At 71.8% G+C, this 12,345-nt stretch carries 11 protein-coding genes; 9 read left to right on the top strand and 2 right to left on the bottom strand.

The genetic code is table 11. The features are described 5' to 3' along the window. The first annotated feature begins 4 nt into the window (after positions 1 to 4). The 3 genes from QNO14_RS01340 to QNO14_RS01350 are packed head-to-tail and all read left to right on the top strand — an operon-like array spanning position 5 to position 3,347. Complete coding sequence (locus tag QNO14_RS01340) at positions 5 to 1,171, top strand: glycosyltransferase family 4 protein (protein WP_257506908.1); 1,167 nt, start codon at positions 5 to 7, stop codon at positions 1,169 to 1,171. Between the two features lie 56 nt (positions 1,172 to 1,227). Beyond that, complete coding sequence (locus QNO14_RS01345; protein ID WP_257506907.1) at positions 1,228 to 2,250, top strand: hypothetical protein; 1,023 nt, start codon at positions 1,228 to 1,230, stop codon at positions 2,248 to 2,250. Continuing rightward, entirely contained in the window at positions 2,247 to 3,347 is a 1,101-nt protein-coding gene (locus QNO14_RS01350) for a glycosyltransferase (protein WP_257506906.1), read from the top strand. Before QNO14_RS01345 ends, QNO14_RS01350 begins: the two co-directional genes overlap by 4 nt. On the opposite strand, the gene QNO14_RS01355 is transcribed toward QNO14_RS01350, so the two are convergent. Next, entirely contained in the window at positions 3,331 to 4,878 is a 1,548-nt protein-coding gene (locus QNO14_RS01355) for an apiosidase-like domain-containing protein (RefSeq protein WP_257506934.1), read from the bottom strand. The genes QNO14_RS01350 and QNO14_RS01355 overlap by 17 nt on opposite strands. 164 nt (positions 4,879 to 5,042) lie before the next feature. Here QNO14_RS01355 and QNO14_RS01360 point away from each other — a divergent pair, with 164 nt between their 5' ends. After that, positions 5,043 to 5,237: a hypothetical protein gene (locus QNO14_RS01360; protein WP_257506905.1), complete on the top strand. Its 195-nt coding sequence runs from the start codon at positions 5,043 to 5,045 to the stop codon at positions 5,235 to 5,237. Between the two features lie 48 nt (positions 5,238 to 5,285). On the opposite strand, the gene QNO14_RS01365 is transcribed toward QNO14_RS01360, so the two are convergent. Beyond that, positions 5,286 to 5,696 carry an NUDIX hydrolase gene (locus QNO14_RS01365; RefSeq protein ID WP_257506904.1) on the bottom strand — a complete coding sequence of 137 codons (411 nt, stop codon included), beginning with the start codon at positions 5,694 to 5,696 and terminating at the stop codon, positions 5,286 to 5,288. A gap of 49 nt (positions 5,697 to 5,745) precedes the next feature. Here QNO14_RS01365 and QNO14_RS01370 point away from each other — a divergent pair, with 49 nt between their 5' ends. The 5 genes from QNO14_RS01370 to QNO14_RS01390 all read left to right on the top strand — a co-directional run bounded on the left by QNO14_RS01370 (position 5,746) and on the right by QNO14_RS01390 (position 12,319). Next, positions 5,746 to 7,227: an SDR family NAD(P)-dependent oxidoreductase gene (locus tag QNO14_RS01370; protein WP_257506903.1), complete on the top strand. Its 1,482-nt coding sequence runs from the start codon at positions 5,746 to 5,748 to the stop codon at positions 7,225 to 7,227. Further along, positions 7,221 to 7,442, top strand: a complete 222-nt coding sequence (locus tag QNO14_RS01375) for a putative acetyltransferase (protein WP_257506902.1) — start codon at positions 7,221 to 7,223, stop codon at positions 7,440 to 7,442. Before QNO14_RS01370 ends, QNO14_RS01375 begins: the two co-directional genes overlap by 7 nt. Positions 7,443 to 7,544: 102 nt before the next feature. Then, positions 7,545 to 9,113: an MDR family MFS transporter gene (locus tag QNO14_RS01380; RefSeq protein WP_257506901.1), complete on the top strand. Its 1,569-nt coding sequence runs from the start codon at positions 7,545 to 7,547 to the stop codon at positions 9,111 to 9,113. Positions 9,114 to 9,175: 62 nt separating this feature from the next. Further along, on the top strand, positions 9,176 to 10,810 hold the full coding sequence (locus tag QNO14_RS01385; protein ID WP_257506900.1) for an MFS transporter: 1,635 nt from the start codon (positions 9,176 to 9,178) through the stop codon (positions 10,808 to 10,810). Between the two features lie 108 nt (positions 10,811 to 10,918). Next, positions 10,919 to 12,319, top strand: coding sequence for an HNH endonuclease signature motif containing protein (locus QNO14_RS01390; protein WP_257506899.1), 1,401 nt, complete (start codon positions 10,919 to 10,921; stop codon positions 12,317 to 12,319). Positions 12,320 to 12,345 lie beyond the last annotated feature (26 nt).

A 12,345-nucleotide genomic window follows, 5' to 3' on the forward strand; every position in this document is an offset into this window, starting at 1 on the left:
TGCCATGCGTCACGACGTTTCTGCGCCGAGCGGGCTGACCGGGGAGAAGACCCGGCTCACCCTGCTGTGGGTCGAGTCGACGACGGATTCCACAGCGGCCGGCGCCCACCTGCGGGGAACCGTCGCGCGTCTCGCCCCGGAACTGTTCGAGCTGCGGGTGATCACGCGGTCGACCGACGGGCCGTCGTGGCTGCCGGGGCGGCTGCGGAAGCCCTGGCGCATCGTCTCGGTGGTCGGACGGGCGAGGCTGGCCCGGCCGCGTGGTGTGCTGCTGGCGCGGTGGAGCCCGTTCGTGGCGCTGGTGAGTCGGCGGTGGACGGGTCGCGGGAGGCCCCTCGTGCTCTTCGTCCAAGGCAACCTCGACGACCTGTACGACTCCAACCCGTGGACGCGCCGGGCGCCGTGGCTGACCGAACTCGCGCTCGCTTCGATCCGCGACGCGACGGCGGTGGTGACCCCGAGCGTCGGGCTGGCGGAGTGGGTGGGCACCGTGCGCGGGACGGGCAGCGAGTCGACCGTCACCGTCATTCCCAACGGCGTCGACCTGCCGCTGTTCGAGCAGGCGCGCGCGCACGCTGGTCGCGCGCACGAGCCGTACGCGGTGTTCTTCGGCAACATGGCCACCTGGCAGGGGGTGGACACGATCCTGCAGGCGCTCGCCGACCCGCGCTGGCCGGCCGGCCTCGGGCTCACGGTGATCGGCGACGGACCGCTCGCCCGTGAGGTCGCCGACAGCACCGACCCGCGCGTGCGCTACCTCGGACGCCGCTCGAAGGGCGAGGTGGCGGCGATCGTCGCCGGGGCAGAGATGGCGCTCGCGACCCGGAGCGACGTCGCCGCCAGTGCCACCGGGGTGTCCCCGTTCAAGGTCATCGAAGCCGCTGCGGCCGGTACGCCCGCCGTCGTCACGCGCGTTCCGGGACAGACCGAGCTCGCCACCGACATCGGGGGCGCGGTACTCATCCCCGCGGGCGATCCGCGGGCGCTCGCGCAGGCGGTCGCCGACCTTCATGCCGACCCGGCGCTGAGGTCCCGCCTGACGGAACGCGCGCTGGCGCGCGTGCGCGCCTACGACTGGGCTTCGCGGGCGGATGAACTCGCGGCGGTGGTGGCATCGGTGTCGAGTCGCTCGCCGGCGGATGCCACCGGGCTGGCCGGTCAGCGCCCATGACGGCCCTGTCCGAGCGTCGGAAGGCGCAGACACGGCCCCCCGGCGGCGGGCCCCCGATGGATGCGCTCAAGTACTGGCTGGTGTGCGCGGCGCTCGTCCTCGGCGCCATCGTCGCCGCCCGCAGCCACGCGATGCTGCCCGCCAAGCTGTTCCTCGACGAATCGATCATCCGCCGCTTCATCGCCGGCACGATCCGCGTCGACGGGCCCAGCTCGTACGGCACCACCGGCTGGCTGTACCGGGTCACCGGGCTGGCCGACATCCCGGACCTGTTCCCCGTGCTCGCCTACGCGGTGTTCGCCGCCGGGGTGGTCATCGCCATCACCTGGCGCGGCATCCCCGCCATGTCCTTCCCGGAGCTGGTGGTGGTGGCCGGCTCGCTGCTGCTGGGGGCGGTCTATCTCTCGCAGTACTCGAAAGAGTTCTTCGTGCTGCCGCTGGTGATCGTGCTCATACTCGCGCGCCGCTCCTGGGTCCTCGAGGCCACCTGGATCTGCCTCGCCCTGCTCTACGCGGGATTCGTGCGGCAGTACTGGTTCCTGGTGCTCGTGCTCTACCTCGCCCTGCGCGTGCTCATCCCGCGGCTGCGCTCGGCGTGGCTGCTCGTTCCCGTCGTCATGGTCGGGTTCGCCGCGATGACCCTCGCGTTCAATCTGGTGCTCGGCGCCGAACTCACGTTCTTCCGCACCGACATCAACAACGCCTTGGACATCGACCGCTCCACCCGCATCGACGACCTGATCCCGGGGGAGTCGCTCGCCGCCCAGTGGCTGAACGCGGTCGTGATGATCCTGGCGATCGCCTTTCCGGTGACCCTCGTCCTGTCGGGAGATCCCCTTCAGATGGTCACCGGGCTCTTCGTCGCCCTGTGCTGGGTGCTGGTCGCGCTGCGCTCCGCGCGCGTCGTCGGCAGGCCCGGCCCCGGCGTGATCCCGCTGGCGTTCCTGCTGGCGTTCCTCATGGTGCAGACGGTCTTCGAGCCGGACTTCGGGTCGTACATGCGGCATATCACGCCGCAGCTGCCGCTCTTCCTCGCGCTGTTCGTGGCGACCGACAAGCGGACGGGAGTGCGCTCGTGAAGATCGTCCACGTCACGGAGACGCTCGTCGGCGGGGTTCTCGCGGCAGTGCTGGCGCTGTCCGCGCGCCAGGCGGCGCTGGGGCACGACATCTCCGTGATGTATCCCGTCAAGGCGACCGTGCCTTCGTCCGACGAGCTGCGGGCCCGGTTCCACCCCGACGTGCGGCGGGTGGAGCTCGCCTACCGCGGCCGGCTTCCGGCGCTGCAGACGCTGCACCGCGCCATCCGCCGCCTCGACGACGACGTCGACGTCGTGCACCTGCACTCGACGTTCGCGGGCATCGCCGGGCGGCTCGGGCGGGTCGCGCCGCGCGGCAGCGTCGTGGCGTACTCGCCCCACGGTTTCGCGTTCCTCCGGGAGTCCTCCTCCCGGATCAGCAACGTCGCCGCGCTGGCGCTCGAGCGCGTGCTCGAACCGCGATGCGGGGGACTGGTGCTCGTATCGGAATCCGAGGATGCCGTCGCCCGCGACCGCCTGCGGGGATCGCGGCGGCACGTGCTGCGGAACGGGATACCGGTGGAGGGACTCCCCGCGGCGTCGGGCGGCGCGGCCGGCCGGCCGGTCGTCGTCGCGTCCGGCCGCCTGGGGGAGCAGAAGGGTCCGGACCGGTTCGCCGACATCGCGAGGGCGCTCGCCGGCCGGGCGGAGTTCGTCTGGATCGGCGACGGCTCGGCCGAGGCGCGGGAGCGCTGGATCGGCGACGCGCCGGTGCGGGTGACGGGGTGGCTCCCGCACGACGAGGTGGTCTCCCAGCTCGCGGCATCCGACGTGTTCCTGTTCCCCAGCAGGTGGGAGGGCATGCCGATCTCGCTCATGGAGGCGCAGGTGATGGGGATCCCCGCCGTGGCCACCGACATCGTGGGCAACCGCGACGTGATCGTGGACGGTGAGACGGGATACCTCTGCCACGGTCTGGACGGGATGGTCGCCGCAGTCACGCGGCTCGTCGACGATCCCGAAGAGAGGCGCCGGCTCGGCAGGCGCGCCCGCGCGATGCAGCCCGAGCGGCTGTCGGACTCCGCCCTAGGGCCGGCGTCGATCGGGATCTACCAGCGCATGCGGCAGGGCGCCGTGGGGGTCAACGCCGCAGGATGAGCACCCCGTCGATCCAGGTGGGAGGCCACCCCACGGTGACGTCCGCCCCCGTGGTGCCCGACGAGACGAAGAGCTCTTCCCCCGTGGCAGGGTCCGCCCACCGGATCTCGAACGCGGCCGTCGGGTGCACCGCCGTGGTGTCCACCCGCACGGTGCGGCGCGGCTCGCCGAAGTACGCCAGCGCACCGCGACCCTCCGGCAGCGTCGCCGCGCTGACGGCGGAGGTGCTCTCGACCGTGCCGTAGCCGTCCGGGAGCAGGCCGGCGGCCGGGCTGTCGGCCGTGACCGGCGTGAGCTCGGCGTCGGCGTGGCGGTGGAGCAGCGACGCGAGCGTGCCGATGTCTCGCGCGCTGTCGTGCGTGAGGGCCCGCTCCCAGCCGTCGCCCACAGGCCACACCGTGGAATGCCCATACGCGAAGCCGGCGGCACCGGCGAACAGGGCGTGATAGGCCTGGGCCCGGACGGCGCGGCGGTCGAGCAGGGGCTCCTCGTCCCGCTGCGCGTAGTAGGCCTCCCAGAGGACGACGGGTCTCACCGTGTCACGGGCGTACTCCGCGGCGACCTCGACGGCAGGGTACGCGCCGCTGTACGCCGCGGAGATCGTGTACCAGTCCTCGTCGCCGAAGTACTCCTCCGCGGTCAGGCCCCGGGCGGTGTGGTACGACATCAGCTGCGGCACCGATGCGCCCTCCCGCAGCGCCCGGCCCATCGCGATCGTCTCTTCGATGACCGGACCTTCTTCGAGCCCGCTGGGCACGCCGGCGGTCGACTGGTCCGTCGCATCCGGTTCGTTGTCGCCCCCCAGCAGCCACCAGACGTGGTCGAGATGACCGTAGCGTTCTGCGAGGAAGCTCCCATAGCTGCCGGCGCGGCGCTCGGTGAGGTGGCCGCGCCACGCATCGCCCCATCCGCCGTACCACGAGGGGACGAGGCAGGCCACGAGCCCGAGGTCCCGGCAGGTCTGCAGGCACCAGTCGATGTGCCCCCAGTAGTCGTCGCCGTCGGCAGAGGTCAGCGGCGAGTCGAGCCTTCCCGTCGCCGTGAAGGGGGCGTGGCCGTGGGCGTTGTCGGCCTGCGGCGAGAAGTCGAGCACCGACATCTGCAGGGCGGTGTACCCGGTGTCGCGCCGCGCTGTCGCGAGCCTCTCGAACTCCTCGCGCGTCATGCGGCTGGGGGCTGTCCACGCCGTGTCCGCGAGGTAGACGAAGGTGCGGCCCTGCGCGTCGACGAAGCCCCGACCGGTGTCCGAGACCCCGACGGGGAAGGCTGTGCCCGCGGACGTGGCGCCGCCGGAAGGGGTGGGGCGAGGGGTCGTCGGTGCGACCCCCGGCTCCTGACTGCGCGCGATGGCGAAGCCGCCCAGAGCGGCGACGGCCACACCCCCGGCGCCGATGAGGCCGTAGCGCAGCACGCTGCGGCGGTCGAAGGTGCGCGGCGTGCGCGTCGGCGGCGCCGACTCTCGGGCACGCCCGACGTCCGCGCGCTCCCCCTGCGCTGATCGTCCCTGTCCGTCCCCATCCGGGTGTGACATCACGCGACCATGCTAGGGGGGAGGCGCGCCCATCCGGACTGACGCAACGGCGGGGTGTGTCACGGTCATCCCCGCGCCGACCAGTAAGTTGGCAGTGTCGCGCGAGGGAGCCCTCGCGGGACCGAGGACACCGCTCGGGTTCTCGCAGCGCCGCAGGAGGACCGATGACCGAGATCGCCCTCGTCATCGTGCTCGTGGCGGTGTGGGTCGTGGTGGGCCTGGGCGTGGCGCTGGTGGTGGGCCGGGTCGTGCGCCGCAGCGACGAGGACAGCAGGTTCTTCGGCAGCTGGCACGCACGCCGCACCGGGGAGACGCCCCCGCGACGAGCCGATCACCGCAGCGACGACAGAGACGGCTGACGGCCGTCCCGAGGCGCGCCGGGCAGGGCGGCAGGCCGGCCGCAGCGCTCAGCCCGGGAGGAAGTACTGCCGCGCGAGCGGTGCGATCTCGAGGTCGGCGGCATCCGCCCGCGTCACCCAGCGAAGCTCGGCGATCTCGGCCGCCGGGCGCGGATGCTGCGGGCCGATGTCGGCCCCGAAGACGTCGGCGACGACGACGAAGCCGGGCTCGTTCGCGGCGGCGGCGGTGTACGCGCCGAGCGGCTGCAGGTCGCACGGCTCCACCCGCACGCCGATCTCCTCGGCGAGCTCGCGGCTGAGGGTCTCGGCCGGCGTCTCGCCCGGCTCGGGCTTGCCGCCGGGCTGCATGAACGCCGTCGTGCCGGTCTTGCGCACCAGCAGCAGACGCCCCTCGGCGTCGACGATCACGGCGGCCGACACGTGGATGCGGCGCGGCGCGCTGTCGTTCGCGGGGGTCACCTCGGCACGGTAACAGGTTTCGCCCATCGCGCCCGTCGTAGAATTCCGTGTGCCCCCCGCGATACCCGCCCCGTCCGACGTGCCCCCGAGCGGGATCGATCCCGCCGACCTGCAGACCACCCTCAGGGTGCTGGCGGAGATGGACCGGGTCGACCAGAACCACCCCGACTACATCGCCGTTCGTCAGGCCACCGCCGCCATGTTCAAGGCCGTGAAGAAGGTGCGCCGGCGCGAGATCCGCGACGCGATCGCCCAGGCGGACCGTGCGGTGGTCGCCGCGACCGCCACCGGCGCCCCCGACCGCATCGACGACGAGACCCGTGGCATCCCGATCTCCACCGCCACGACCGCCCCGACGGCGGGCACGCTCCTCAAGGCGCGGGGATGCTACATCTGCAAGCAGCCGTACACGGTGGTCGACGCGTTCTATCACCAGCTGTGCCCCGCGTGCGCGGCCCTCAGCCACGCCAAGCGCGACGCGCGCACCGACCTCACCGGGCGTCGCGCTCTGCTGACCGGCGGCCGGGCCAAGATCGGCATGTACATCGCGCTGCGTCTGCTGCGCGACGGCGCCCACACGACCATCACCACGCGCTTCCCGCGCGACGCGGTGCGCCGCTTCAGCAGCCTGCCTGATGCCGCGGATTGGCTGCACCGCCTGAAGATCGTCGGCATCGACCTGCGTGACCCCGCCCAGGTGATCGGCCTCGCCGATGACGTCGCGGCCGCAGGGCCCCTGGACATCCTCATCAACAACGCCACGCAGACCGTCCGGCGCTCGCCGGGGGCCTACCAGCCGTTGGTGGATGCCGAACTGGCACCGCTGCCCGACGGGCCGCTGCCGGAGCTCGTCACCTTCGGGCACACCAACGACCGGCATCCGCAGGCCCTGGAGCGGTCGGTCAGTGCCCATCCGATCCTGGCCGCAGCGGCATCCCGCGCCGACGAGTTGACCGAGCAGGCGATGACGGCGGGGTCGAGTTCGCTCGAGCGGCTCGCCGCCGGCACGGCGATCGACGCCGGGGGGCTCATCCCCGACCTCGAGAGCATCAACTCCTGGACCCAGCGCGTCGAGCAGGTCGATCCGCTGGAGATGCTCGAGGTGCAGCTCGCCAACACCACCGCGCCCTTCCTGCTGGTGTCTCGGCTGCGGCCCTCGCTGGCGGCGAGCCCGGCGCGGCGCACCTACATCGTCAACGTCAGCGCGATGGAGGGCGTCTTCGGCCGCGGGTACAAGGGCCCGGGGCACCCGCACACCAACATGGCCAAGGCCGCGGTGAACATGCTCACGCGCACCAGTGCGCGGGAGATGTTCGAGAGCGACGGCATCCTCATGACCAGCGTCGACACCGGGTGGATCACCGACGAGCGGCCGCACCCTACCAAGGTGCGCCTCGCCGAAGAGGGCTTCCACGCGCCTCTCGATCTCGTCGACGGCGCCGCGCGGGTCTACGACCCGATCGTGCGCGGCGAGGCCGGTGAGGACCTGTTCGGGGTGTTCCTCAAGGATTACGCTCCCGGCTCATGGTGAACCTGCCCGCGCCCGGCCACCGGGTCGTGGTGCGCTATCTGCTGCCGACCGGGCAGGCCACCGATGCGCTCGGCGAGCTGCTGAGCGCGGATGCCACGACGGTCGTCGTCGACGGCAAACGCGGCGTCGAGCGTATCCCGCGCGGTGCGATCATCGCCGCGAAGCAGGTGCCGCCGCCGCCCGTGCCGCGGTTACGGCGCGCACCGACGGACTGACGGACGCGACGCGCTCCTGCCGCTTCTGTGCTCCGGCACGGGCGGCGATGGCGGCCGCGCGGGGTCCTTCTTGCCCTGCGGCATCCGTGCTAGACCGTACGCGTGAGCGCCTCCGCGTCGTCCATCGATCGCCCCGGGGTGGACCTGACCAAGCGGCAGGTCTACGTCATCTTCGCCGCGCTCCTTGCGGCCATGTTCCTCTCGGCGCTGGATCAGTCGGTGGTCAGCACGGCACTGCCGACGATCGTCGGAGACCTCGGCGCCGCCGATGAGCAGGGGTGGATCGTCACGGCCTATCTGCTCGCCATCGCCATCGTCATGCCGATCTACGGAAAAGTCGGCGACCTCTTCGGCCGCCGCGCCCCCTTCCTCCTCGCCATCGGCCTGTTCGTCGTCGGCTCGACCGGCTCTGCGCTCTCGGGGTCGTTCGAGGGACTCATCGTCTGGCGGTCGTTTCAGGGACTGGGCGCGGGCGGGCTGGTGATCCTGTCGCAGGCGATCATCGCCGACATCGTCTCGGCGCGGGAGCGCGGCAAGTTCATGGGTCCGATGGGCGCGGTGTTCGGCGTCGCGACGGTGGCCGGCCCGCTGCTCGGCGGGTGGCTGACGTCGGGTCCCGGCTGGCGCTGGTGCTTCTGGCTCAACGTGCCGGTCGGACTGGCGGCGCTGATCATCGCATGGTTCACGCTGAGGATCCCCGAGCACCGCAGCCGCCGCCGGTTCGATCTCGTCGGGGCGGTGCTGCTGGCCGCGACGACGGCGGGCATCGTGCTGCTCACCAGCTGGACCTCGCTCACGCACACCACGTCGTACGACTGGACCGACCCGGGGCTTCTCGCCCTGCTGGGCGCGACCGTGCTGGCGTTCGTCCTGTTCCTGTTCGTCGAGTCGAGGGTGGAGGACCCCATCGTGCCGCTGGACATCTTCCGCAGCCGCACGTTCGCCGTCGCCGCCACGCTCTCGCTCTTCCTCGGCATCGCGATGTTCGCCGCGCTGACGTTCCTTCCCACCTTCCTGCAGATGGCCGAGGGGGCCAGCGCCACCGACTCGGGGCTGCTGATGCTGCCCATGACGGTCGGGCTGATGCTCACCGCGCTGACGTCGGGGCTTCTCATCACCCGCACCGGTCGCTACAAGGTGTTCCCGATCGCGGGGTTCGGCGTCGCGACGCTGGGCCTGCTGTGGCTCACCCAGCTGTCGGCGGGCATGTCGATGGTCCTCTTCGGCGCGATGATCTTCGTGCTGGGGCTCGGACTCGGCTTCGTGATGCAGACGCTCGTCATCGCGGCCCAGAATGCGGTCGACCCCAAACGCATCGGCGTTGCCACGTCGACGAACAACTTCCTGCGCGAGATCGGCGCGGCGGTGGGAACGAGCCTGTTCTCCACCGCCTTCACCAGCTCGCTCCGGGGCGACCTCGACCAGACGATCAGCCAGATCCCCCGGTCTCAGGTGCCGTCCGGTTTCGGGGCGGAGTCGCTCACACCCTCGGCTGTGCGGGACCTGCCGGCCGGGCTGCGCGACAGCGTCGTCGAGGCCTACGCCGACGCCCTCGGTACGTCGTTCTGGTACCTGGTGCCGCTGGGTGCCGCGGGGTTCGTGGTGGCGTTCTTCCTCAAGGAGATCCGCCTTTCCGACAAGGCCGGCCTCGCGGCGCGGCGGGACCGCTGACGGTGGAGCAGATCGCGGTGTGCGGTCACGAACTCGCCCCTGCAGGCGTAGTGTGACCCGACGTGACCCAGGACGTCGAGCGTTATCAGCGCCTGCGCTGGTGGGGTCTGGCGGCCATCTCCCTCGCCGTGGCCCTGATCATCATGGACTCGACGATCGTCTCGGTGGCGGTCCCCAGCATCGTCGAGTCTCTCGATCTCACCACGACCGAGATCCAGTGGGTGCAGGAGGTCTACACGCTCGTCTTCGCCGCGCTGCTCATGGTGTGGGGCACGACGAGTGACCGCCTCGGCCGCCGCCGGCTGCTCGTCATCGGAGTGGTGGTGTTCGTCGCCTCGAGCATCCTCTGCGCGTTCGCCATCGACGGCACGTGGCTGATCGCCGCCCGCGCGCTGCAGGGCGTCGGAGGCTCGATGATCCTGCCGACGACCCTGGCCCTCCTCAACGCCACGTTCCGCGGCAAGGAGCGCGGCATCGCCTTCGCGGTGTGGGGCGCGACGATCGGATCCATGGCCGCCGTCGGGCCGGTGCTCGGCGGCTGGCTCACCAGCGCGCTCTCGTGGCACTGGGCGTTCTGGATCAATCTGCCCTTCGGCATCCTCGTCGTCATCGGCGTGATGATCTGCGTTCCCGAGTCCCGCCAGCGCGGCGCCGAGCGCTTCAGCGACTGGATCGCCGTGGCCACGTCGGTGCTCGGGTTCGGCCTGCTCGTGTTCGCCCTCATCGAGGGGCGCGCCTACGGGTGGTGGGAGGCGACGGACTCGGCGCCGTTCAGCCTCGGCGGCTTCAGCGTGATTCCGGTGCTGTTCGTCCTTTCGCTCCTGGTGCTCGCCGCCCTCGTGTGGCGGGAGCGCGCGCGGGTGGCCGCGCGCAAGTCGGTGCTCATCGACGTGTCGCTGTTCCGCATCGGCACGTTCGCGAACGGCAACATCACCGCCTTGACCGTCTCGCTCGGGGAGTTCGGGCTCATCCTCTCGCTGCCGCTGTGGTTCCAGTACGCCCGGGACATGAACGCCCTGCAGGCGGGGCTCGCCCTGCTGCCCCTCGCCGTCGGATCGTTCCTGGCGAGCGGGTCGATCCAGTCGCTGTCCAAGCGCCTGTCGCCGGTGCAGATGGTGCGCCTGGGTGTGCTCTTGGAGATCATCTCGCTCGCTGCGCTCGCCCTGCTCATCCGCCCCGACTCCACCCTGTGGGTCACCGGCGTTCCGCTGTTCTTCTACGGCATGGGCGTCGGGTTCGCCACGGCGCAGCTGACCCAGCTCATCCTCATCGACGTGCCGGTGGAGAAGTCGGGACAGGCCTCGTCGGTGCAGTCGACGTCGCGCCAGGTGGGTTCCGCGCTCGGCATCGCCGTGCTCGGGACCGCGCTGTTCACGACGCTGCGCATCGGCACCGAGTCGCGCCTGAGCGATGAGATCGCCGCGGATCCGAAGGTGGGAGAGCTCGTGGATGCCGTCTCCTCCTCCGCCGGCGCCCTCATCGGACGGCTGAGTGAGAGCCCGGCGACTGCCCCGATCGCCGACGCCGCGCGCGAGGCGCTGACCCAGGGCGTCTCGGTAGCCGCGTGGGTGGCGGTCGCCGCGCTCTTCGTGGGTCTTCTCACGACGATCCCGCTCGAGCGGCGTGCGCGTGAGGAGCGCGCGGCGTCCGCGGGGCTCGGGGTCGGATCGGCGGCGGCGGAGCGCGGGGCGGGGTAGCGGCGGCGTCTTCTCCACAGGGAATCGTCATCGAAGGGTATCCACAATCCCTTGCTGACCAGCCCTTTGCATCGTTCCGATGTCGGAGGCCCCGAGGAGAATCGCCTCATGGACACCTCCTCCGCTCCTCCCCCCACAGGCCCGCTCGACGCACTGTCGATGCGCGACGTGGTGGCGGGGCTCGAGGAGAACCGCCGGGCGATGGCGTCGCTGCAGGCGCGCGAGATGCAGCTGCTGGGGCGCGCGGGCGCGATCGCCGCCGAGCAGACCGAACGCATTCCGGTGTCGGCGCAGCGCGAGCGCGAACTGCCGTTGCGTTCGATCGCAGCCGAGGTCGGTGCGGCGCTGCGTCGCTCCGACCGCGGCATGCAGGGCCGCATCCATCAGGCGGCGGCGCTGCTGGTCGCCTTCCCCGCGGTCATCGCGGCTCTGCACCAAGGGCGCATCGACATGGCGCACGTGCGCGTCATCGACGAAGCGGGGTCGCGCATCGCCGACGCCGAGGCGCGCGGCCTCTTCGAGCAGGCGGCACTCGTGGTGGCCGAGCGGGAGACCCCGGGCCGGGCGCGTCCGATCATCGTGACGCTCGCGCAGCGCATCGACCCGGCGCCGCTGACCGAGCGGCACGCCGACGCGGCGGCGGCACGGCGCGTGTGGGTGCGAGACCTCGAGGACGGCATGGCGGAACTCGTCGCGCTGCTTCCTGCCGTGCTGGCGCACGGCATCCACGACCGCGTCCACCGCACCGCACGCGCGTTACGGGATGCAGCGGCGCTCGAACGTGGGGCCGGCGGTGGGCAGGCGCCTGGCGGGCGGGCGTCAGGCGGGCGCGTGACGAGCGGTGGTGAGCCCGGTGTCGCGACGAGCGTGCCGGATGCCGGGGGCGAGCCTGCCGACTGTCGCACGATCGACCAGCGGCGCGCCGATGTGTTCGCGGATCTCCTGCTCACCGGCCATCCGACGGCTGAAGCATCCGACGCGACGATCTGCGAGACCGAGGCGATCGTGGCCCATGTGCAGGTCACCGTGCCGGCAGCGACGCTGGCCGGCGGCGACGCGCCCGCATCGATCCCGGGGCATGGCCCCCTCGACGCCGAGACCGCTCGGCATCTCGCGGGCGGAGCCTCCTCGTGGGATCGCCTCTTCATGGACAGCACCACGGGTGCCGTGGGGGCTACCGATTGTTACCGGCCGAGCCTGGCGCAGCGTCGGCAGCTGCGGGCGCGCGACGAGCACTGCCGGTTCCCCGGCTGTCGGTCCGACGTGTGGATCTGCGACATCGACCACACGGTCGACCACGCACACGGCGGACCCACCCGATGCGACAACCTCGCGCACCTGTGTCGCAGACATCACATGCTGAAGCACCACTCCGCGTGGACGGTGGTGCAGCGGCCCGGGGGAGTGCTCGAGTGGACGAGTCCCGCCGGCCGGGTCTACCCCGACGTCCCGCGTCGCGCGCTGGAATTCACCGCGGCGATCGCGGCAGGCGCGCCGCCACCCTTCTGACGCGTGTGCGGTGCCCCCTCCCGCGA

Source organism: Microbacterium sp. zg-Y625 (genome assembly GCF_030246925.1).
Taxonomy (GTDB): Bacteria; Actinomycetota; Actinomycetes; order Actinomycetales; family Microbacteriaceae; genus Microbacterium; species Microbacterium jiangjiandongii.